The sequence below is a fragment of the Pseudomonas sp. TE36184 genome (assembly GCF_054060055.1).
Genome location: NZ_JBSSCU010000001.1, coordinates 5,854,649 through 5,877,366 on the forward strand (window position 1 = coordinate 5,854,649; position 22,718 = coordinate 5,877,366).

The window sequence follows — 22,718 nt, forward strand, 5'->3', positions numbered from 1 at the left end:
TTGTGCCTGGGATTTATTGACGGGGCCGGGTCGGCGGCGCGCCTATCGCAGGCGGGCCAGCTTCCACACTTGATCATTAGTGGTCATAAAATCGATGCACGACACAAATCCAATGTGGGAGCCGACTTGCCTGCGATAGGATCTACCAGACACCTCCGTCATCTGCCTGAGCCCCCATGCCCGCCATCGACCACCCTCTGATTGACCGCTTCCTCGACGCCCTCTGGCTGGAAAAAGGCCTGTCGGACAACACTCGCCAGGCCTACCGCAGCGACCTGGCGCTGTTCAACGGCTGGCTGCAGGAAAAAAACCTCGAGCTGATCAATGCCGGCCGTGAGTTGATCCTCGATCACCTGGCCTGGCGCCTGGAGCAGAACTACAAGCCGCGCTCCACAGCGCGCTTCCTTTCCGGTGTGCGTGGCTTTTATCGCTACCTGCTGCGGGAAAAGCTCATTACCCTCGACCCGACGTTACAGGTCGACATGCCGCAATTGGGTCGGCCATTGCCCAAGTCCTTGTCGGAAGCCGATGTTGACGCCTTGCTCGCCGCCCCGGACTTGAGCGAAGCCATCGGCCAGCGCGACCGTGCCATGCTCGAAGTGCTGTACGCCTGCGGCCTGCGGGTGACCGAGCTGATCAGCCTGACCCTCGAGCAAGTCAACCTGCGCCAGGGCGTGCTGCGGGTGATGGGCAAGGGCAGCAAGGAGCGGCTGGTGCCGATGGGGGAAGAAGCGATTGTGTGGGTCGAGCGCTACATGCGCGATGCGCGCGGCGAACTGCTCGGTGGGCGCCCCAGCGATGTGCTGTTCCCCAGCCAGCGCGGTGAGCAGATGACCCGCCAGACTTTCTGGCATCGCATCAAGCACCAGGCCAAGGTGGCGGGGATCGGCAAGAGCCTGTCGCCGCATACTCTGCGCCATGCATTTGCCACGCATTTGCTCAACCACGGCGCGGATTTGCGCGTGGTGCAAATGCTCCTTGGCCACAGTGACTTATCCACAACCCAGATCTACACCCATGTGGCACGGGCGCGCTTGCAGGATATGCACGCCAAGCACCATCCGCGAGGCTGAAAACCGCCAAATTATCCCGCCACGGGCTGCCCTGCGGCCCAACTGTGGTAGGCTTTGCCGGTTAGCAAAGGGGACGGCGTGACTTGTGATTACAGTGCCGTGTTTCCAGATCGGTGTTCGACACACCCGTCCCTGCATCTGCCTTCAGGAGTTCCCATGCGCTTGACCCAGATTATTGCCGCCGCAGCCATTGCGTTGGTTTCCACCTTTGCCGTCGCCGATGACGCTGCCGAGCAGACTATTCGCAAGAGCCTGGCCAACCTGCAACTCGACACACCGATCGAAAGCATCAGTGCCAGCCCGATGGCCGGTCTGTACGAAGTCAAGCTCAAGGGCAGCCGCGTGTTGTATGCCAGTGCCGACGGCCAGTACATTGTCCAGGGCTACCTGTTCCAGTTGAAGGACGGTAAGCCGGTCAACCTGACCGAGAAAGCCGAGCGCCTGGGCGTGTCCAAGCTGATCAACGGCATTCCGGTTGCAGAAACCGTGGTCTACCCGGCCATCGGCGAGACCAAGACGCACATCACCGTGTTCACCGACACCACCTGCCCGTACTGCCACAAGCTGCACGCCGAAGTGCCGGCGCTGAACAAGCTCGGTGTGGAAGTGCGCTATGTCGCGTTCCCGCGTCAGGGCCTCGGTTCGCCGGGCGACGAGCAGTTGCAGGCGGTCTGGTGCTCGGCCGACAAGAAAGCGGCGATGGACAAGATGGTCGACGGCAAGGAAATCAAAGCGGCCAAGTGCGCCAATCCGGTTTCCAAGCAGTTCGCCCTGGGCCAGTCCATTGGTGTGAACGGTACACCGGCCATCGTTTTGGCTGACGGCCAGGTGATTCCGGGCTATCAGCCGGCACCGCAAGTTGCCAAACTGGCGCTGAGTGCCAAATAAACCAGCATCGTCGAACCTTTGACGATCATGGCCCTTCGATAAGTCGATGGGCCATTAATTGAAAGCCGCGGTTGTGCGGCTGTTTTCCACGGCCGACCTCGCGTCGGCCGTTTCATGGGGAGTTCTTCAGTGAAACCGGTCAAAGTAGGCATCTGTGGGTTAGGGACCGTCGGTGGCGGCACCTTCAACGTACTTCAGCGTAATGCTGAAGAAATTTCCCGCCGTGCAGGGCGCGGGATTGAAGTGGCGCAAATTGCCACGCGTTCGCCAAAGCCTCAGTTCGAAACGACCGGTATTGCGATTACCAACGATGTCTTCGCCGTGGCGACCAACCCAGAAATCGATATCGTCATCGAGCTGGTGGGCGGCTATACCATTGCCCGCGAGCTGGTGCTCAAGGCGATCGAAAACGGCAAGCACGTGGTCACCGCCAACAAGGCGCTGATCGCCGTCCACGGCAACGAGATCTTCGCCAAGGCGCGTGAGAAGGGCGTGATCGTCGCGTTCGAAGCCGCGGTGGCCGGTGGTATCCCGGTGATCAAGGCGATCCGTGAAGGCCTGTCCGCCAACCGCATCAACTGGGTGGCCGGCATCATCAATGGCACCGGTAACTTCATCCTCACCGAAATGCGCGAGAAGGGCCGCACCTTCGAAGACGTGCTGGCCGAAGCCCAGGCCCTGGGTTACGCCGAAGCCGACCCGACCTTCGACGTTGAAGGCATCGACGCGGCGCACAAACTGACCATCCTTGCGTCCATTGCCTTTGGCATCCCGCTGCAGTTCGACAAGGCCTACACCGAAGGCATCACCCAGCTGACCACTGCCGACGTGAATTACGCCGAAGCCCTGGGCTATCGCATCAAGCACCTGGGCGTGGCGCGCTGCACCGCGGCCGGTATCGAGTTGCGCGTACACCCAACGCTGATCCCGGCCGACCGCCTGATCGCCAACGTCAATGGCGTGATGAACGCCGTGATGGTCAACGGTGACGCCGCCGGTTCGACCCTGTTCTACGGTGCCGGCGCCGGTATGGAGCCGACCGCTTCGTCGGTGATCGCCGACCTGGTGGACGTGGTTCGCGCCATGACCAGCGACCCGGAAAACCGCGTGCCGCACCTGGCCTTCCAGCCGGATTCGCTGTCGGCCCACCCGATCCTGCCGATCGAGGCGTGCGAAAGCGCCTACTACCTGCGCATCCAGGCCAAGGATCATCCGGGCGTATTGGCCCAGGTTGCCAGCATCCTGTCGGAACGTGGCATCAACATCGAGTCGATCATGCAGAAGGAAGTCGAGGAGCAGAACGGCCAGGTGCCGATGATCCTGCTGACTCACCGCGTGCTCGAGCAGCACATCAACGATGCCATCAAAGCCCTGGAAGCCTTGCAAGGCGTAGTGGGCCCGGTGGTACGGATTCGCGTCGAACACCTGAACTAACCGATTTGTTCCAGGGGCCCCGTGTGATCGGCGGCCCCTGTTCGAGAATGTTTTAGAGGAGCCAGTCATGCGTTACATCAGCACCCGCGGCCAGGCACCGGCCCTGAATTTCGAAGACGTCCTGTTGGCAGGCCTTGCCACCGACGGCGGCCTGTACGTGCCGGAAAACCTGCCACGCTTCACCCAGGAAGAAATCGCTTCCTGGGCCGGCCTGCCGTATCACGAACTGGCGTTCCGGGTGATGCGCCCGTTCGTCACCGGCAGCATTCCGGATGCGGATTTCAAAAAGATCCTGGAAGAGACCTACGGCGTGTTTTCCCACAACGCCATCGCGCCTCTGCGCCAACTGAATGGCAATGAGTGGGTTTTGGAGCTGTTCCATGGCCCGACCCTGGCGTTCAAGGACTTCGCTCTGCAACTGCTGGGGCGCCTGCTCGATTACGTGCTGGAGAAGCGCGGCGAGCGCGTGGTGATCATCGGCGCCACTTCCGGTGATACCGGCTCGGCGGCCATCGAAGGCTGCAAGCACTGCGAAAACGTCGACATCTTCATCCTGCACCCGCACAAGCGCGTGTCGGAAGTACAGCGTCGGCAGATGACCACCATCTTCGGTGAAAACATCCACAACATCGCCATCGAAGGCAACTTCGACGACTGCCAGGAAATGGTCAAGAACAGCTTCGCTGACCAGAGCTTCCTCAAGGGCACGCGCCTGGTTGCGGTGAACTCGATCAACTGGGCGCGGATCATGGCCCAGATCGTCTACTACTTCCACGCTGCGCTGCAGCTGGGCGGGCCGGCGCGTTCGGTGTCGTTCTCGGTGCCGACCGGCAACTTCGGCGACATCTTCGCCGGCTACCTGGCGCGCAACATGGGCCTGCCGATCAATCAGTTGATCGTCGCCACCAACCGCAACGACATCCTGCACCGCTTCATGAGCGGCAACCAGTACGTCAAGGAAACCCTGCACGCCACCTTGTCGCCGTCGATGGACATCATGGTGTCGTCGAACTTCGAACGCCTGCTGTTCGACATGCACGGCCGCAACGGCGCGGCGATTGCCGGCTTGATGGACACCTTCAAAAGCGGTGGCGGTTTCAGTGTCGATGAAGAGCGCTGGACCGAAACCCGCAAGCTGTTCGACTCCCTGGCCGTGGACGATGCACAGACCTGCGAAACCATCGCAGAAGTCTATGCCCAGACCGGCGAACTGCTCGACCCGCACACCGCGATCGGTGTGAGGGCTGCACGCGAATGCCGTCGCAGCCTGGATATCCCGATGGTGATCCTCGGCACCGCGCACCCGGTCAAATTCCCGGAAGCGGTGGAGAAGGCCGGCGTTGGCAAGGCGCTGGAGTTGCCGGAGCATCTGTCCGACCTGTTCGAGCGTGAAGAGCGTTGCACCGTGCTGCCGAATGACCTGAAGGCGATGCAGGCGTTTGTCAGCCAGCATGGCAATCGCGGTAAGCCGCTGTAAGGCAAACTGCCGGCGCCCTGGCGCAGACAAAAACGCCGCTTTCCCTTCCGTGGGTCAGCGGCGTTTTTCGTTTCAGGCAGGCCCGGGTTGCTGAGCGTTATGAGAGTAGTTTCTGCGCCACGACAATCACGGTGCCGACAGCGGCGTAGAAACCCGTGGCGATACCCACGGGGTACCAGAAAGTCTCACAGGTTATCTTCAAGGACTCTGCGTTGAGCTTGCCTCGCTCGGCATGCATGCGTGAAATCTCGGCATAGATGCGAGATACGTCAGCATGCATCTTCTCCATCGACGCTTGTTGTTCGTTGTGTTCCACCATCATGTTCATCCTTAGCAATAAGGGCCTTTGACATGCACTTCTAGCTGCGTGACAGCGTGATCAGCGCTTACCGAATATAGGGTTCACCCTCCGCCGCGCTGCAGGGCGAACCCCGAAACGGCCGCCCATTGCGTAAGCAGTTATGTGCGGCCGTTTTTTCGTTGTCATGTTGCAAGCGCATGCTGGATCAAGTCACTCCCTGACGGCTCCATAAACACGAAAAAGCGAACTTTCCTACGTTACAAACAGTCACTTAGGAGAGAGGCAACCCCCATTGAAACGATTGTTCCCGAACTATTGAGTGGTGATCGAAATGGAAAGTATCAGCCTATTGCTCGAAGAAGCGCTGAGCCCTTATCAGGTTACGCTGACCACCGCTGGTGTGCAGGGCGAGTGCCTGGTAACCGTAAAGAACCCTGCTGGTGCCATCGTGGTCGAGCGTGAAGTCGACCGGGCGCAACTGACCGACAAGCGCGTCCTGGTGGATGTCGTGGATTGCTTGCTGCGCGATCTGAAAATCGCCGAAGGGCGCCTGGAGCCCTCGGTCATCGCTGCCTTGCGCAATGCGGCCCAGACCCGCAGCAGCGCCCTCGCATGAAGAATTGTTTATCCGCGGAAACTTCCTACGGCGTGGCCGGTCAGATTTAGTAACAGCAAGAGCAGACATTGTGCTCCGGTGTTTGTGACTTGCTGTACTGGTCTTTGTAGGCCACGTTTAACCCCGAAGTGTCTCCCCACTCTTCGGGGTTTCTTTTTGCCCGCGATTTATCACGGGGTGGGCACTTCTTCATAGAATCGCGAATGGTCCAGCAGGTATTGCTCGCGCAGGGCCGGGTCGAGCCATGACGCGTAGGAACGCAGCAACTGCGCCTGCGGCAGGTCGCCCAGCAACTGGTTGATACGCGCCATGACCTCGCGCCCCTCGGGCGTATCCGAACAACCGATATGGATGTGCTGATAGGGCGCGGTGCCGGCAATCGGATAGAACGCCAGCCCTTCGGGGTCGATGCCTTGCCGCAATGCGTGATAGCGAATTTCGGTCCAGTAACCCAGTACGCCTTCCAGGCGTCCCAGGCGCTGCATTTGCAGCAGGCTGCCCAAGGCGTCGGTGCCGTAGTGCATCACTCGATTGTGCGTGTCGCCTTGCTGCAACATGCCGTCAATGAATGGCCCGTAGCTGCGCTCGGCGATGATGCCCAGGCGTGTGCTCTTGTCCCGTAGCATCGCGTCCAGGTCGACCTTGCCTTGCACGATAAAGGGCGCCAGGACTTCACGGTTTTGCTGGCGGACGACCACGCCATTGCTCACCACGGGAAACGCCTGGCCGGAATACACAATCCATTGGGTCCGCTCCGGCGTCCACAGCAGGGTAGGGTCGCAGGTGAGGGAGGGCGCCTGGAGCATCTGCATGCCCCGCGCACGGTTGACGTGCTGGATCTGGTGCTGATACTCCGGCAGGTGCTCCATCAGCATCGGCAACAATTCGTCGATGGCGCCCTGGCCTTTTTGCGGGCCTTCGAAGATCGTCAGCGGCGGCAGGTCGCGAACCAGCCAGATCAAGGTCTGCGCCGCCTGGGTCGGTAGCGGCAATAGCCCCAGCAAGGGCGCGCACAGGTGCAATAGCCAGCGGCGAGTCATTATCTTGAGCGCGCCATCAGATCGCCCCTTGTTCACGCAAGCGGATGATGGCCGCCGCGTCATAGCCCAGCTCACCGAGTACCACGCTGTTGTGTTCGCCCAGTTGCGGCCCCACCCACTCGCAACTGCCAGGGGTGTCGGAGAGCTTGGGCACGATGCCTGGCATCTTGAAGTCCTTGCCGTCGGGCAGTTGCGCCTTGAGGAACATTTCCCGCGCCAGGAATTGCGGGTCCCCGAGCATGTCTTCGGCGCTATAGATGCGGCTGGCCGGCACCTCGGCCTTGTTGAGCTGCTCGACCACCTGTTCCAGCGGCAGCGAATTGACCCAGCGATCAATCACGCCATACAGCTCGTCGCGACGCTCGTCACGCCCGTCATTACTGGCCAATTGCGGGTCGTTGGCCAGATCCTCACGGCCGATGGCGGACATGAAGCGCTTGAAGATCGCATCGCCGTTGGCGCCGATCTGCACATGCTTGCCGTCCGCGCTGGTGTGGATCGAGGACGGTGTGATGCCGGGCATGATGTTGCCGGTGCGTTCGCGGATGAACCCGAACACATCGAACTCCGGGATCATGCTTTCCATCATGGCGAAGATGGCCTCATACAGTGCCACATCCACCACCTGGCCCAGCCCGCCGTTGACCTCGCGGTGACGCAACGCCATCAGCGCGCCGATCACCGCCCACAGGGCGGCAATGGAGTCGCCGATGGAAATCCCGGTGCGTACCGGCGGGCGGTCTTCAAAGCCGGTGATGTAACGCAGCCCGCCCATCGATTCGCCGACCGCGCCAAACCCCGGCTGGTCTTTCATCGGGCCGGTCTGGCCAAAGCCCGAGAGGCGCACCATCACCAACTTGGGGTTCAGCGCGTGCAGGGTGTCCCAGCTCAGGCCGAGCTTTTCCAGGACGCCGGGGCGGAAGTTCTCGATCAGGATGTCGGCGTCCGCCAGCAACTGCTTGAGGATGGCCAGGCCGTCGGGGTGCTTGAGGTTCAGCGTCAGTGATTTTTTGTTGCGCGCCTGCACGAACCACCACAGCGAGGTGCCTTCGTACAGCTTGCGCCATTTGCGCAGCGGGTCGCCGCCGTCCGGGGATTCGACCTTGATCACTTCGGCGCCGAATTCGGCGCAGATGCGTGAAGCGAACGGGCCGGCGATCAGGGTGCCGAGTTCGATGACTTTCAGGCCGGCAAGCGGTTTGGCGTTAAACGACATGAGGAACCTTTCATACGCAGCACAGTGGTGTAATGCCTTTTAACATAGGCGAGTCGCGCAGGGATAAGGATGATGCAGCGCAGGATTCGTTGAATAGCCCTACCATCGGTTAGACTGCCCGCCTTTCCCTGTCTCTAGAAGCCCGTTCATGGCCCAGCCGTCCACGACCTACAAGTTCGAACTCAACCTCACCGACCTCGACCGCTCGGTGTACGAGAGCGTCAAACAGACCATTGCCCGCCACCCTTCGGAAACCGAAGAGCGCATGACCGTGCGTCTGCTGGCCTACGCCCTTTGGTACAGCGAGCAGCTGTCGTTTGGCCGTGGTCTGTCAGATGTAGACGAGCCAGCCCTGTGGGAAAAAAGTCTGGATGATCGGGTTTTGCACTGGATCGAAGTCGGCCAGCCCGATGCCGACCGCCTGACCTGGTGCTCGCGTCGTGCCGAGCGTACCAGTCTGCTGGCTTACGGCAGCCTGCGCGTGTGGGAAGGCAAGGTGATTCCGGTGGCGAAAACCCTGAAGAACGTCCACATCGCCGCCGTGCCGCAGGAAGTCCTCGAGACCCTGGCCAAGGACATGCCCCGCGTGATCAAGTGGGACGTGATGATCAGTGAAGGCACGATCTTCGTCACCGATGATCGTGGCCAGCATGAAGTGCAACTGCAATGGCTGATCGGCGAGCGCGGTTGAGCTAGCGCTTGTAGCTTGCCGCTAATATTTCCCCTACAGAGAATTTCCCAGCGTCCCATGCGTATCGATCCCCGCCCGTTGCCTGCTGTCCTGCCGTTTCTCGGTGAATTGCCACCGCTGTTGACCCGCCTCTACGCTGCGCGCGGGGTGCGCTCGGAGGCTGAGCTGGACAAGAGCCTGGCGCGGTTGATCCCTTATCAGCAGCTCAAGGGCATCGACGCCGCGGTAGACCTGCTGGTGACGGCCTTGGAGCAACGACAGCGCATCCTGATCGTCGGCGACTTCGACGCCGATGGCGCCACTGCCAGTACGGTGGGCACCCTGGGCCTGCGCTTGCTCGGTGCGGCCCATGTCGATTACCTGGTGCCCAACCGTTTCGAATACGGCTACGGCCTGACGCCAGAAATCGTCGCCGTAGCGCTGCAGCGCGAGCCGCACTTGCTGATCACCGTGGATAACGGCATCTCCAGCGTCGAAGGCGTGGCGGCAGCGAAGGCGGCGGGGCTCAAGGTGCTGGTCACCGACCACCACTTGCCGGGGGATGAGTTGCCGGCGGCGGATGCCATCGTCAACCCGAACCAGCCCGGCTGTGAGTTTCCCAGCAAGGCGTTGGCCGGGGTCGGGGTGATTTTTTATGTCTTGATGGCCCTGCGTGCCCGTTTGCGCAGCCTGGGCTGGTACGAGAACACGCAGCAGCCGAACATTGGCGAGTTGCTTGACCTGGTCGCCCTGGGCAGCGTTGCCGACGTGGTGCCGCTGGACGCCAATAACCGCATCCTGGTCCACCAGGGCTTGGAGCGTATCCGTGCTGGTCGCGCGCGGCCGGGGATCAAGGCGATCCTCGAAGTGGCCAAGCGTGACCACGCTCGCCTCACGTCCACCGACCTCGGGTTTATCCTCGGGCCTCGGCTCAATGCCGCCGGGCGCCTGGACGATATGAGCCTGGGCATCGAATGCCTGCTCACCACGGATTTCGCCGCTGCACGGGAAATGGCCGCGCAACTGGACGGCATGAACCAGGACCGCAAATCCATCGAACAAGGCATGCAGCGCGAGGCCCTGGCCCAGCTCAAGGACTTGCCGCTGGAGTCGATGCCGTATGGCTTGTGCCTGTTCGACCCGGAGTGGCACCAAGGTGTGATCGGGATCCTGGCGTCGCGCATGAAAGAGCGCTATTTCCGTCCGACCATCGCCTTTGCCGACGCCGGTGATGGCCTGCTCAAGGGCTCAGGCCGCTCGGTGCAGGGCTTTCACATCCGCGATGCGCTGGCGGTGGTGGCGAGCCAGCATCCCAACCTGATCAGCAAATACGGCGGTCACGCCATGGCGGCCGGCCTGACATTGCCCGAGGCGAATTTCCCGTTGTTTGCCCAGGCCTTCGATGCCGAAGTGCGTCGGCAACTGCGCGAAGAAGACTTGACCGGCCGGCTGTTGTCCGACGGCACCCTGGCGGTGGAAGAGTTTCACCTGGAGCTGGCGCGTGCGCTGCGGCATGCCGGCCCCTGGGGGCAGCACTTCCCCGAGCCGTTGTTTCACGGGGTGTTTCAGTTGGTCGAGCAGCGTGTGGTGGGGGAGCGGCACCTGAAAGTGGTGCTCAAGAGCGAATGCGGCTCCGTGAAGCTCGATGGCATTGCGTTTGGGGTTGACCGTGAAGTCTGGCCGAACCCGACCGTGCGTTGGGTGGAGTTGGCCTACAAGCTGGATGTGAACGAGTTCCGTGGGCAGGAAACCGTGCAGTTGATGATTGCGCATATCGAGCCGCGCTAGTTCCAACCCCAATGTGGGAGGGGGCTTGCCCCCGATAGCGGTATGACTGACCTATCGCTATCGGGGGCAAGCCCCCTCCCACATTAGGTTTTGCGTACAGCGCGGAATTACTCGGCCTTGGCCTGGTGCTTGACGATGATATCCACCAAACGCTTGGCCAGCGCCGGGTAGTTCTCATCGAAGTGGTGCCCGCCCGGCAGCTTGATCGCTTCGCCGACGGCGGTCTTGTCGGTGCAGCCGCTTTCGTCGACCTCTTCGGCACCGTAGATGCACACCACCTTGGCCGCTGGCAGCTTGGCCATTTCCGGGCCGGTCGCGGCTTCTTTGCCGGCGTTGCCCAGCCAACCTTCCACTTCGATTTCAAAGCTGCCGGTGCGTGCGAACGCCAGCAGGATGATTGCGTCGACGCGCTGCTGCTCGCTTTCCGGCATGCGGTTGTAGATGGCCGGCAACACGTCGGCGCCGAACGAATAGCCGGTCAGTACGAAGCGCTTGGTGCCCCATTTCTGCCGATAGTGCTGCATCAGCTCGCTGAGGTCCTTGGCGCTTTGTTCCGGAGTCTTGTGCTGCCAGTAGTAGCGCAGGGTGTCGATGCCCACGACCGGGTAGCCGATCTTGGCCATTTCACCGGCCACGTCGCGGTCGAGGTCACGCCAGCCGCCGTCACCGGAGAGGAACAGGGTCACGGTGTCCTTGGCCTGGCCAGCCGGGACTTCCACGACTGGAATCGCCAGGCCGCCGTTGTCCGAACCGACCAGTTGCTTGCGCAGTTCGTTATTCAGCACTTGTGGGTAGTGAATGTCGTAGTCGCTGATGCTGGTGGTGGCGCGGGGGGTGTCGCGCACGAAACTGGCGCTTTCATCGTCAGGGTTGTCGTTCCACGCCACCAGCCAGTTGCCGTGGGCGGCGGTTTTCGGCAGCGGGTCTTTGCAGCCCTCCTGCACCAGGGCGAAGCCGACGGAGATGGCATTGGCCTTGTCGTCGTTCTGTGTGGCCAGCCAGCGCCAGGCGAGGGCGGCGCCAGGGCCGATGCCGCTGACCAGCGTCGCAGGGCCCTTGAGCTGGCTCAGGGCGCCTTGCAGTGCCTGTTGCTGCAGTGTGCAGTCATCCTTGGGCAGGATCACCTGCACGATCTGCGCCTTGCCGCCCTGGCTGAGGGCAATCAGTTGGCTGTCGGTCAGGGTCTCGTCAGCCATCACCGCCACGGCCACGCGGGCTTTGGGGGGGCCGGCCGGGGTGACGCGGGTCATCACCGAGCCATCGGCCTGGGGCAGTTGCTCCAGGGTCGGCTGTGGGGCAGGGCGGTTCCAGTACCAATAGCCGCCACCCAGGACCACGGCGAGCAGCACCACAAAGGCTAATACATACCGCCAGGAGCGTCGAATCATCAGCGTTTCACCAATCCAGTCAAGCCGCCTGCGATCAGGGCGGCGGTATCGGCCAGTGCCACCAGCGGATCAAGTCCTGCGGGCACGGCCATGTAACGGGGTTCCCAGTCAGGCTGGAACTTGTCTTTGAAGCGGCGCAAACCTTGGAAGTTATACAGTTGCTCGCCACGGCGGAACACCATCGAGCCCAGGCGTTGGGTCAGCGGCGCGCCACGACGCGGTTGCAGGCCAGACAATGGCACCATGCCGAGGCTGAAGCGAGCATAACCGTGGCTCTTATAGTGTTGAATCAGGCCGACCATCATGAATTCCATGGTCAGCTTGGGCGCATCGGGGTGGGCGCGCATCAGGTCGAGGCTGGCCAGGTCGTGGCTGTAGGTCTCGAGCAGGTTGGCGAAGGCCACCGGGTGCCCTTCGAAGCGAATGATCGCGATGCGAAAGTGCTTGAGGTAGTCGTCGCTGAAGCGTCCCAGGGAAAACCCCTTCTCCCGCACGTTCTTGCCGGTCAGCCAGGCGTCGGAAATAACCTTGAGTTCGTCCATCGGCGCCGTGCCCGGTTCGTGGATCTCCAGGGACAAGCCATCCCGGGTGCCACGGTTCCAGGTGTAGCGCAAATCCTTCATCTCTTTGCCCTTGGCTTCCAGGTCAAAGCGTTTCAGGTCGACGCGGGCTTCTTCGCCCAGCTTGATCGCGGTCAGGCCGATGTCCATGTAGTACGGCAGGTTTTCCGCGCGTACCTGGTAGAACACCGGGCGCGCATGGTGGATGTCGCACAGGTCGCGGAACTGCCAGATCATCTCGGCGCGGGGTTGGGTCGGGCCGATCGGGTCGTACAGGGCTACCAGGCTGCGCCCGCGACGGGCATACATCAGGAAGGCTTCGTCGTTGGGGTGGAACAGCAGCGCCTTGTCGCCGGTCAGCGCCAGGCCGCCGTCGGGTTGCGATGAGGCCATCAGGATCTTGGTGGCGCGTTCCAGTTCTTCGGCTGTCGGCAGGTGGATCACCGGGCGCGCGGTACGCAGCAGCCAGGTCAGCGACACGATCACCAGCAGCACCGCGGCCCCCAACAGCGAGCGCAGGCCGCGCGGGGCGTTGGCGTCGAGGGTGAACTGCCACCACAGTTGGTGGCTATACGGGACGTCTTGATAGGCAAACAGCAGCAGCCAGATCGAAGCCCCCAGCACGCACACGCTGGCTACCAGATACAGCGGCGAGAACGGCAATTCGGTCAGTCGGCTGGCGCGGTAGAAGGAGCGGCGGAAGATCGCCAGCAGCACGGCGGTCATGGTCATCAGGCTGGCTTCTTCCCAGTCGAAGCCCTTGAGCAGCGAGAGCAGGGCGCCGGTCAGCAGCAGCACCATGGTCAACATCCAGGCCGCCGACAAGCGTCGACGCAGGCCTTGGGCCAGCAACAGACACAACACGCCGATCAGGCTCGCGCCAAAGTGCGAGGCGTCAATCAGGCGGTGGGGAATCAGGAAGCCGATGTTTTCCAGGCGTGAGTCGATCTCCGGCGTGGCGCCGGAAAACAGCAGGACCACGCCGGACAAAAAAACCAGTAAGGCCAGCACCGGCGCGGCGAAGCCCGACGCCACGCGCAGGCTCTGCTGGGTCTGGAACAGGCGCTGGGCCTCGTTGACCAGCAGGAACACACAGGCGATCAGCAGCGGCAGCACCACATAGATCATGCGGTACAGCAGCAGGGCGGCGGCCAATGGCGCAGCACCGAGCTTGTCGGCAAAGGCCGCGAGCAGGATCGCCTCGAACACCCCGACGCCACCCGGCACATGGCTGAGTACGCCAGCGGCCAGCGCCAGCAGGTACACCAGCAGGAACGGGCCGAACGGTGGCGCTTCCGGCAGCAGCATATAAAGGACGGTGGCGGCAGCGGCGACGTCCAGCGCGGTGATGATCAGTTGCAGGAACGTCAGGCGTCGACCGGGCAGGCGCAGGGTGCGGCGGCCGACCTTGACCAGCAGGTTGTCCGTGTAGGGCTGTTCCGGCAGGCGACGGCGATAAATCCCGATGCACAGCGCGGCCGACAACAGCAACACGACGCCGGCAATCGCCCCCAGCAAGCCTTGCGACACATGCAGGGCAGTGGACGCGGCGGGCAAGTTGCTCAAGGTGGCCAAGGCCGCCAGCGGCGGCAGGGCGCAGCCCAGGGAGAGGCTGGCGAACACAGTCATGCGGGCGACTTCCGAAGCCCCGATGCCATGGCGCGCATATAAACGGTAACGCACCGAACCGCCCGAGAGCATCGACAGGCCAATGGCGTTGCCGATGGCAAAGGCGGTAAAGCCGCCGAGGGCGAGGGTCTTGCGGGGCAGTTTCACCCCGGCATAACGTGCGCCGGAGAACTCATAGCCCAATAGAATGACGAAGCCGGCGATGGCGGCGGCGAACGCGCCCAGCAACGCCGGTTTGGGTACTTCCAGGATCGAGTCGTGGAGGGCGTAGAGATCCAGTTCCAGCAGCAGGTGTCGGCAGGCGATCAGGGCGATTGCGAACAGCAACAGCGTCACGGCCAGCCCGATGGGTTGCCGATACTTGCTTAACAGATCCAGCCAGCGCAAACGGGTGGGAGTGATCGGTTGTGTCGCTGTGACAGGGTCTTGTGGTTCAGACGAGTTGGCGCGCATCAATCACCTCGTGGATTGTGCGCGACAGGATGGGGGTATCCAGCCAAGTTACCAATCCCTATGGACAAAATAATTACAAATATTAACGCGGATCACCGGATGCGGCGACTGCGGCCATTGGTCGTAGAAGGATCAAGCATAGCGTGCGATGAAATGGACTCCACGAAACGTCTAGGGTTTCATGAAAGATGCCATGTCATTGTTTCAGAAGAACTTTTTTGCCAGATACAAAAAAGGCCACTCTTTCGAGTAGCCTTTTTTGATGTTTGGTTGCGGGAGCCGGATTTGAACCGACGACCTTCGGGTTATGAGCCCGACGAGCTACCAGACTGCTCCATCCCGCGTCTGTGGCCGGCATTCTACAGCCCAGCGGCGGAGTGTCAACCGTTAATGGTCCGTTGGGTCAAATAAGTGCAAATTGGCCGTTGAATCTCAACGAAATGCGCTAAGTGCGCGCTCGGGCAAGGTTTTTTGTCGGACAATCGTCCACGCCTGACGCGGGCAAGCGCAAAAAAGCCTTAGCGCAAGGTCGCAACAGACTGACGGAACAGCAGCAAACTCATCGCGATAAATGTCACGCCCATCACCAGGACCGTCACGAACTCTTTCCACACGATATCGAGGCCCGCGCCTCGATACACGATCGCCTGCATGAAGCTCACATAGTGCCGCGACGGGAAAAACCACGTCACGTACTGGACCCATTGCGGCTGGCTCTCGATGGGCGACATGCCGCCCGACAGCATCATCATCGGCATGACGGCCATCATCATCAGCAGGGCAAATTGCGCCATGGTGCGGGCGAGGGTGCCGAGGAAGATACCGATCGCCGCTGTTGCGAAGATATAGATGAGGGTGCCGAGCAGCAGCACACCGCGCGAGCCGGCAATCGGAACGTCGAGAAGGCCCTCGACCACGAACAACAGGGAACAGATGAAGCCGATGAAGATCACCAGCCCGCTCGACCACACTTTGGCGAGCGCTATCTCGAAGGCCGTCAACGGCATCACCAACAAGTGCTCGATCGTGCCGTGCTCGCGCTCGCGCAAGAGCGCCGCGCCGGTCAGGATAATGATCAGCATCGACAACTGATCGGCAAGGCCGACGATCGCGCGGAACCAGGATTGTGTGCCGTTGGCATTGAAGGCGCGGCGCACGACGAGATCGGAAGGCAGCCCAGTGGTTTGCTGCGCCTCCTGTCGGTAGCGCGTGACTTCGTCGGTCACCATGTTCTGGATATAGCCCGACCCCAGGGACGCCTGCTGGACTGCGGTGGCGTCTGCGTTGACCTGGACTTCGATATCGCGGCCCTTTCGCACATCCGCTTCAAAGTGCGGAGGAATCACGATGACGAGGGTGTAAAGGCCGTTGTCCATGCCGCGATCGATGTCGGCGGCGCTGATCATCTTGGCTGCCTGGAAGTACGGCGGATAGAACAGTCCGGCAATCGATCGCGACAGGCTGGAGTGGTCCTCGTCGACGATCGCCACGGAGGCATTGTTGACGGTCTCGCCGGCTCCGGTCGACTGCATATAAATGCTGAGGCCGAAGGAATAGATGATGAAGAGGATCATCATCAGGTCCTTCGAGAGGGTGCGCAGATCTTTGACGCCGAGCCAGAAAATGTTGGAGAGACTCTGCATCTTATTTCTCCTGTTTGCGCAGGAGCAGCGCGGACAGCAATAAGAAGGCCGGGCAAAACAGGCTCAGCGCGAGCAGGTCGGTCACCATGTCGGTGAAGCCAAGCCCCTTGGTGAACGCACCGACACTCATGTGCATGTAATAGCTCGTCGGCCAGAGGTACCCCATGAGGCGCGCGCCGCCCTCCAGCGTCGAGACGGGCTGCATCATGCCGGAGAACTGCATGGTCGGCAGCATCGACAGCACCGCTCCGGCGAACACCGCTGCGACCTGGCTTGAGGTGAACGTCGAGATGAACAGCCCGTAGCCGGTGGCCGCCGCCACATAGAACAGCGCGCCCAGGGTCAGCGTGAGGCCGTCGCCCTTGAGCGGAACATCGAAGAGGAACCGCACGGTCACGGTCGTGATGAAGAAATTGATCATGCCGACGCCAATATAGGGCAGTTGTTTGCCGATCAGGAACTCCAGGCGCGTCGTGGGCGTGGCGTAGAAGTTCGTGATCGTGCCGATCTCCTTTTCACGGGCAACGCTGACGGCTGTGAGAATGGCGAGAAACATCATGAGCAGCATCGCCGGCACGGCCGGGCCGATTGCATAAATGCTCTCGGCCGTCGGGTTGTAACGGTTGCGGATCACGATGCTGGTCGTCGGTTTCTTGCTCGCTACGTCGCTGGACTGGCGCTTTCTCTCTTCGGCGAAGAGGTTGTGCGCCGACTCGACGTAACCCTCGATGGTGGCGGCGCGCGAGGTGTTGGCGCCGTCGATCCAGGCCGATACCTGCCAATCCGAGTCGCGCTTTACCAGGCGCCCGAAGCCAGGTGGGATTTCGATGGCCAGCGTGATGTCGTTCGACTTCAGGCGCCTTTGCATTTCGTCGACGCTGTGGATCGGCGTCTTTTCGGTGAAATATCGGGAGCTCGAGTAGTTGGCGAGATAGGCTCTGCTCTCCGGCGTGTCGTCGTGGTCGAACGCCGCATAGGTGAGGTTGGTCACATCGCTGGAGACGCCGAAGCCGAAGATCAACAGCATGATGAAGGAGCCGAGGAAGGCGAAGGCGAGCCGCACCGGATCGCGCATAAGCGACAACGTCTCGCACTTGGTAAAGGCCAGGAGGCGGCGCAGCGGCATGAAGGTCGAGCGGCTGGGCGACAACGCCGCTGCATCGCGCTGGGTCTGCGCCTCGGCATCCGCCACAGAGGGTGCGGGCGCGGCGGGCTCGGCATCCTCGATATAGGCGATGAACGCCTCTTCGAGATTCGCGCTGCCCTTGGCGGTAATGACGTTTTGCGGTGTGTCGCAGACGAGGACGCGACCTGCGTGCATCAATGAGATGCGGTCGCAGCGCATGGCTTCGCTCATGAAATGCGTGGAGACGAAGATCGTGACATTGCGGGTTCGCGAGAGATCGCCGAGCAAACGCCAGAATTCATCGCGTGCCAGCGGATCGACGCCCGAGGTCGGCTCGTCAAGGATCAGCAACTCGGGGTCGTGAACGATCCCCACGGCCAGCGAAAGGCGCTGTCGCACGCCGAGCGGCAGCGAGTTCGCTTCGGTGTCGGCATAGTCGACAAGGCCGACATCGACCATGAGCTGGGCGATACGCGCGTTAGCGTGGTCCGCGGCCAGATGAAAAAGGCGCGCATGAAGACGCAGGTTTTGCCGCACGGTGAGTTCGCCATAGAGCGAGAACGATTGCGACATGAAGCCGACGCGCTGGCGGACCGACAGGTCGTTGGCATCGACAGGTTTGCCGCAGACCTCGGCCTCTCCCTCGCTCGGCGCCAGCAGTCCGGTCAGCATCTTCATGGTGGTGGTCTTGCCGCTGCCGTTCGAGCCGAGGAAGCCGAAGATTTCTCCGCGCTCGATGGCGAAGCTGACGTTATCGACCGCGGTGAAACTGCCGAAACGGCGTGTCAGATTCCTCGCGACAATGACCGGCGCCTCGCTGCCTGGTTGGCGCGGCGGAATGACGAAGCGCTGCGCCGTCGATTTGTGCCCCGGCTGCAGGGCGGCAAACACCGCTTCGATGTCTTGTTGGCCAGTCTTCTCGCGCAGCTCATCCGCGGTGCCGCAGGCAAGCACGCGGGCGTGATCCATTGCGATGAGCCAATCGCATTGGCCGGCCTCGTCCATATAGGCGGTGGAGATGACGACACTCATCGTCGGCCGCTCGCGCCGCAGTTCGCTGATCAGGTCCCAGAACTGTCGACGCGACAACGGATCGACGCCGGTCGTCGGCTCATCGAGAATGAGCAGGTCGGGGTCGTGAATGAGCGCGCAGCACAGGCCGAGCTTTTGCTTCATGCCGCCCGACAGCTTTCCGGCCGGCCGCTCGAGAAACGCGAGTAAGCCAATCGCCGCCGCCAGGCGCCGGGTGCGTGCGTCACGTTCCGATGCGGACAGGCCGAAGAGGGTGGCGAAGAAGGCCAGGTTCTCGCGGACGCTGATCTCCTGATAGAGGTTTTTGCCGAGCCCTTGCGGCATATAGGCAATGCGTGTGCAGACGGAGCGGCGGTGCCGGGCATTGCTCATGCTGCCGCCGAGGACCTCGACCGATCCGGTCTGCATCTTCCGCGCACCGGCGATCAGGCCGAGCAGCGTGGACTTGCCGGCGGCGTCAGGGCCGATGATGCCCGTCATCTGGCCGCTCGGCAGTGCGAGCGAGACATTGTCGAGCGCTAGAACCTTGCCGTAGACATGGCTCGCGTTGGAAACCTCGGCAATCAGCGCTGCGCGAGTCTCCATTATCAATCCTCAGCGTCGACAGGATCGGCCTGAATGCGCTTTTGCAGGGTGTCCGGCCAATTGGGCGGGTTCGGATCGAGGCGCACATAGCCGATGCCGCGGGTGCCCGTTTTCACTTGGTTGAGGTGGCGCGCGATGAGGCTCGGCGGGATGCGCAGCTTGACCCGGAACATAAGCTTGTCGCGTTCGCTGCGCGTCTCGACCTGCTTGGGGGTGAACTGCGCGTCCGGCGACACGAAACTCACTTTGGCCGGCACGGCGAAGTCGGCACCGTCGAACACAATTCGTGCGGCCGACCCGATCGTTACGCGCATGGCCTGTTCGGAGGGGAGATAAATCTCCATGTAGATTTCGGACAGGTCGATGATCGTCAGCACCTTTCCGCCCGCCGAAACGACTTCCCCGGGGTTGACGAGACGATACAGAACACGCCCTTGCACGGGCGCCACAAGAATGGTGTCGGCGATCTGGGCGTCGGTCTGATTAACCAGGGCTTGTGCGGCCACCACCGAACGCTCGCGCGCGGTCACGGTCCGCTGCGCGGCGTCGAGAACGGCGCGCGCAGAATCGCGTTCGCCCTGCGCCTCATCGCGGTTGTCCTCACTGATCGCCCCGGTGACGATCAGCTTGAGGGCGCGGCGCAGCTTTGCTTCCTTGAGGGTCAGTTCTGCCTGCCGTTGCACGACAGTCGCCTTTGCCTCGAGCATCGAGGCCTCCTCGGAAGCCACGTCGGCGGCATATTTGGCGCGTTGCGCTTGCAACTCCGTGGTATCGAGGCGGGCGAGCACCTGGCCTTCGGTGACGAGGTCGCCTTCCCGGGCCAGCACCTCGCGCACGCGTCCGGCCAGCTTCGCGGCGATGTCGATTTGGTCGGATTCGATGCGGCCGTTCCCGGAGACAATGCCCTCGGGCAACTTGCCTTGCTGGCTTTGCCACCAGTACCAGGCGCCACCGGCGCCGGCTGCCAAGACGATGACAAGGATCAGAACAATCCTTGTGACACGCCGCCAAGACCACTTTGCATCGTTACTCGGGATGGCCGTCATGATCCGATCCTTGAGTGGGGAGGCGTGAAGATCGATTGAGGCGTACACCAGCACCTGTCAGGCCGCGAGACGCAAACGCGGGCGCGTTATTTCATCCGTGGCGGCAGGTGAATTCCGATGCTTGCCCATCCGGGTAAACGTTACCAACCAAGGGCTGTACATAACGTTGATTTTTATCAAGCAATCGAGCCGAAACCGGGCGCGACCATCGCCCTCAGTCTCAGTCATTAAAATCAGCACAAACGAAAACACCGCCGCGACGGTGAGGTCGTGGCGGTGTTTGACGTGTACTTAAAACTGGTTGCGGGAGCCGGATTTGAACCGACGACCTTCGGGTTATGAGCCCGACGAGCTACCAGACTGCTCCATCCCGCGTCTGTGTGTCGGCATTCTACAGCGCAACGCAGGGGTGTCAACCTATGAATCGAAGAAAAGCGCTTGTGCTTCAATCGGTTAGCTCTCCATCACAGCCAGGTTGAGCCTTCGGGGCCAGTCTGGCCGAGGGTTTCAGCTCTATTGGCAGGTTAAATTCGATTGAGAAAATAAATTCATCTGAGAATTTTCCTACCGCTCAAGCGGAAGATTCAAACTACTGGTGCTATATACAGGGGTGAGTGCGATACTGCCCATCCGTTGGATTGCTCCCCTTCTTATATATGACGCAGCGCAAAATCATCCACGTCGACTGTGATTGCTTCTACGCCGCCATCGAGATGCGCGATGACCCGAGCCTGGCGCAAAAACCGCTGGCCGTCGGCGGCTCGGCGGATCGGCGCGGGGTGATAGCAACCTGCAACTACGAAGCGCGGGCCTATGGGGTGCGTTCGGCGATGTCATCACGCCATGCCTTGAAGCTCTGCCCCGACCTGACCATCGTCAAGCCGCGCATGGATGCCTATAAGGAAGCGTCGAAGGAAATCCACGGCATCTTTCGCGACTATACCGACCTGATCGAGCCGCTTTCCCTGGATGAGGCTTACCTGGATGTCTCCGACAGCCCGCATTTTGGCGGCAGCGCCACGCGTATTGCCCAGGACATCCGCCGCCGGGTCTCCAATCAGTTGCATATCACCGTGTCCGCCGGTGTGGCGCCCAACAAGTTTCTGGCCAAGATCGCCAGTGATTGGAAGAAACCCAACGGCCTGTTTGTGATCACCCCGGACCAGGTCGAAGACTTTGTGTCGATATTGCCGGTGAAAAAGCTGCATGGCGTGGGCAAGGTGACCGCCGACAAGCTGGCGCGCCTGGGGATTGAAGACTGCCTGCAGTTGCGCGAATGGAACAAGCTGGCGCTGGTGCGCGAATTCGGCAGTTTTGGCGAGCGACTGTGGAGCCTGGCGCGTGGGATAGATGAGCGCGAGGTGCAGAACGACAGTCGTCGGCAATCGATCAGTGTGGAAAATACCTACGATGTGGACCTGCCAGATCTTTCAAGTTGCCTGGCGAAACTGCCTGAACTGATGGAAACCCTGGCTGGACGCATCGCGCGCATCGACAGCAGTTACCGCGCGGGGAAGCCGTTCGTGAAGGTGAAGTTTCATGACTTTACCCAGACGACCCTGGAGCAGGCGGGGGCAGGGCGGGACCTGGAGAGTTATCAACAGCTGATGACCCAGGCGTTCAATCGCGGTGGCAAGCCGGTGCGGTTGCTGGGGATTGGGGTGCGGTTGCTCGACCTGAGCAGTGGCAATGAACAACTCGAACTCTCCTGGTAGAACCCGGAAACCAAATGTGGGAGGGGGCAAGCCCCCTCCCACATTAGTCCGTTAGTGCTCCTGAGGGCTCAGCGTGCGCCAGGATCCGCGACGAGTCGCCCCGCGTCCTTGGTCAGCGCTTGCAGGAATTCCTGCTGCAACTCCGGATCATTGTGGGTCAGTTCGATCAGGCTCTGCTCCAGTTCGCTGGCTTCTTCCTCCAGGCCCAGCTCCGACAGGCGCTTGACCCGGTGGACCCACTGGCTGACTTCGTCGTCTTCCAGGTCGTCGTAGATCAGGCCGTGGGCTTCGAGCAACTTGCCGCGCAGTGTGTGGCTCACCGCCAGGGTCGAGTCCGAATGTACGTCGTCCTGGCCTTCTTCCACGCTGATCTTCAAGGTGCTGATGCGGTTCAGATCCTGCTCGGCAAACGGGCTGTCCAACAGGTTCAGGCGCAGTACGCCGTTGCGGTCGGTGGTCATTTCATACACTTGCCTGCCGGCGGTGACCTGCACCGGGCGTTCGCTCCAGGGCAGGCTCGAATACTCCACGCGCTTGTCGCGCTGGACTTCATCGATACCCGCCAGGTTCTGTTGCGCACGCCCGTGGGATTGCACGTTCATGAACGGGTTGATGCCGTCGATGCCGTAGCTCAGCCAATCGTGGGTCATGCTGGTCGGCAGGTTGCCGAGGGCGAAGATATTCGCCACGTTGGCGCCCGCGCCGGCCACCAAAGCGACCGCGCCCAGCGGCATCTCATAGAGTTTGCGCCAGGGTTGGTAGGGGGTGTAGCGGTCGTAACGACGGGTGACTTCGAATTCGGTGACCTCGAAGGTCTTCTGCTCGTGAATGCGAACCCGGCGTTGCGGCAGCTCCAGCACTTTGGGTTCGCCTACATCGATCTGCAGGCTGTGGTCGAGCAACTTACGCTCGACCCGCTCCTCGTGCTCACTGCGTTGCGACATCTGGTTGGCGCAGCCGCTGACCAGCAGGGCGCCGCACAAGGCGGCGCCCCCCAGGGCTCTGGTGTTTCGCTTGAACATGACTTCTCTTGATCTG

17 protein-coding genes and 2 tRNA genes are annotated in these 22,718 nt (G+C 61.6%); 8 read left to right on the plus strand and 11 right to left on the minus strand.

Translation table 11 applies throughout. The features are described from left to right. Positions 1-176: 176 nt before the first annotated feature. From xerD to thrC, 4 genes are all read left to right on the plus strand, one after another. A complete protein-coding gene (gene xerD / locus ACVWZP_RS26500; RefSeq protein WP_079444621.1) occupies positions 177-1,073 on the plus strand; it encodes a site-specific tyrosine recombinase XerD in 897 nt (298 codons plus the stop codon). A 156-nt stretch (positions 1,074-1,229) separates the two neighbouring features. After that, complete coding sequence (locus tag ACVWZP_RS26505; protein WP_003175893.1) at positions 1,230-1,961, plus strand: thioredoxin fold domain-containing protein; 732 nt, start codon at positions 1,230-1,232, stop codon at positions 1,959-1,961. A 129-nt stretch (positions 1,962-2,090) separates the two neighbouring features. Then, on the plus strand, positions 2,091-3,395 hold the full coding sequence (locus ACVWZP_RS26510) for a homoserine dehydrogenase (RefSeq protein WP_017846133.1): 1,305 nt from the start codon (positions 2,091-2,093) through the stop codon (positions 3,393-3,395). A 67-nt stretch (positions 3,396-3,462) separates the two neighbouring features. Next, positions 3,463-4,872, plus strand: coding sequence for a threonine synthase (gene thrC, locus ACVWZP_RS26515; RefSeq protein WP_046382201.1), 1,410 nt, complete (start codon positions 3,463-3,465; stop codon positions 4,870-4,872). 97 nt (positions 4,873-4,969) lie between these two features. Here the strand turns inward: thrC and ACVWZP_RS26520 are convergent, their stop codons facing one another. Continuing rightward, complete coding sequence (locus tag ACVWZP_RS26520; RefSeq protein WP_017846131.1) at positions 4,970-5,191, minus strand: hypothetical protein; 222 nt, start codon at positions 5,189-5,191, stop codon at positions 4,970-4,972. 313 nt (positions 5,192-5,504) lie between these two features. On the opposite strand from ACVWZP_RS26520, the gene ACVWZP_RS26525 reads away from it, so the two are divergent. Continuing rightward, on the plus strand, positions 5,505-5,789 hold the full coding sequence (locus tag ACVWZP_RS26525; protein ID WP_017846130.1) for a DUF3509 domain-containing protein: 285 nt from the start codon (positions 5,505-5,507) through the stop codon (positions 5,787-5,789). A gap of 170 nt (positions 5,790-5,959) precedes the next feature. On the opposite strand, the gene ACVWZP_RS26530 is transcribed toward ACVWZP_RS26525, so the two are convergent. Together ACVWZP_RS26530 and ACVWZP_RS26535 are read right to left on the minus strand one after the other, a co-directional pair. Continuing rightward, complete coding sequence (locus ACVWZP_RS26530) at positions 5,960-6,829, minus strand: TIGR02285 family protein (RefSeq protein ID WP_017846129.1); 870 nt, start codon at positions 6,827-6,829, stop codon at positions 5,960-5,962. 16 nt (positions 6,830-6,845) lie between these two features. Then, a complete protein-coding gene (locus tag ACVWZP_RS26535) occupies positions 6,846-8,045 on the minus strand; it encodes a CaiB/BaiF CoA transferase family protein (RefSeq protein ID WP_046382203.1) in 1,200 nt (399 codons plus the stop codon). 148 nt (positions 8,046-8,193) lie between these two features. Here ACVWZP_RS26535 and ACVWZP_RS26540 point away from each other — a divergent pair, with 148 nt between their 5' ends. Both ACVWZP_RS26540 and recJ read left to right on the plus strand, forming a co-directional pair. Then, positions 8,194-8,736 (plus strand): YaeQ family protein, encoded by a 543-nt coding sequence (locus tag ACVWZP_RS26540; protein ID WP_017846127.1) that lies wholly within the window; start codon positions 8,194-8,196, stop codon positions 8,734-8,736. A 57-nt stretch (positions 8,737-8,793) separates the two neighbouring features. After that, entirely contained in the window at positions 8,794-10,503 is a 1,710-nt protein-coding gene (gene recJ, locus ACVWZP_RS26545) for a single-stranded-DNA-specific exonuclease RecJ (RefSeq protein ID WP_457370267.1), read from the plus strand. A gap of 107 nt (positions 10,504-10,610) precedes the next feature. Here recJ and ACVWZP_RS26550 read toward each other — a convergent pair whose 3' ends face one another. From ACVWZP_RS26550 to ACVWZP_RS26580, 7 genes are all read right to left on the minus strand, one after another. Further along, on the minus strand, positions 10,611-11,891 hold the full coding sequence (locus ACVWZP_RS26550; RefSeq protein WP_457370268.1) for a virulence factor family protein: 1,281 nt from the start codon (positions 11,889-11,891) through the stop codon (positions 10,611-10,613). Continuing rightward, positions 11,891-14,533: a bifunctional lysylphosphatidylglycerol flippase/synthetase MprF gene (gene mprF / locus ACVWZP_RS26555; RefSeq protein ID WP_177032144.1), complete on the minus strand. Its 2,643-nt coding sequence runs from the start codon at positions 14,531-14,533 to the stop codon at positions 11,891-11,893. The genes ACVWZP_RS26550 and mprF overlap by 1 nt, the downstream gene beginning before the upstream one ends. 267 nt (positions 14,534-14,800) lie before the next feature. Continuing rightward, positions 14,801-14,877: transfer RNA gene (locus ACVWZP_RS26560), tRNA-Met, on the minus strand. Between the two features lie 174 nt (positions 14,878-15,051). Next, positions 15,052-16,176 (minus strand): ABC transporter permease, encoded by a 1,125-nt coding sequence (locus tag ACVWZP_RS26565; protein ID WP_046382207.1) that lies wholly within the window; start codon positions 16,174-16,176, stop codon positions 15,052-15,054. A 1-nt stretch (position 16,177) separates the two neighbouring features. Continuing rightward, entirely contained in the window at positions 16,178-18,919 is a 2,742-nt protein-coding gene (gene rbbA, locus ACVWZP_RS26570) for a ribosome-associated ATPase/putative transporter RbbA (RefSeq protein ID WP_457370269.1), read from the minus strand. A 2-nt stretch (positions 18,920-18,921) separates the two neighbouring features. Further along, complete coding sequence (locus ACVWZP_RS26575) at positions 18,922-19,965, minus strand: HlyD family secretion protein (RefSeq protein WP_079444616.1); 1,044 nt, start codon at positions 19,963-19,965, stop codon at positions 18,922-18,924. Positions 19,966-20,263: 298 nt separating this feature from the next. Continuing rightward, positions 20,264-20,340, minus strand: a tRNA-Met gene (locus ACVWZP_RS26580). A gap of 281 nt (positions 20,341-20,621) precedes the next feature. Here ACVWZP_RS26580 and dinB point away from each other — a divergent pair. Further along, a complete protein-coding gene (gene dinB / locus ACVWZP_RS26585) occupies positions 20,622-21,680 on the plus strand; it encodes a DNA polymerase IV (protein WP_046382209.1) in 1,059 nt (352 codons plus the stop codon). Between the two features lie 68 nt (positions 21,681-21,748). Here the strand turns inward: dinB and ACVWZP_RS26590 are convergent, their stop codons facing one another. Continuing rightward, a complete protein-coding gene (locus tag ACVWZP_RS26590; RefSeq protein WP_457370270.1) occupies positions 21,749-22,702 on the minus strand; it encodes a hypothetical protein in 954 nt (317 codons plus the stop codon). Positions 22,703-22,718 lie beyond the last annotated feature (16 nt).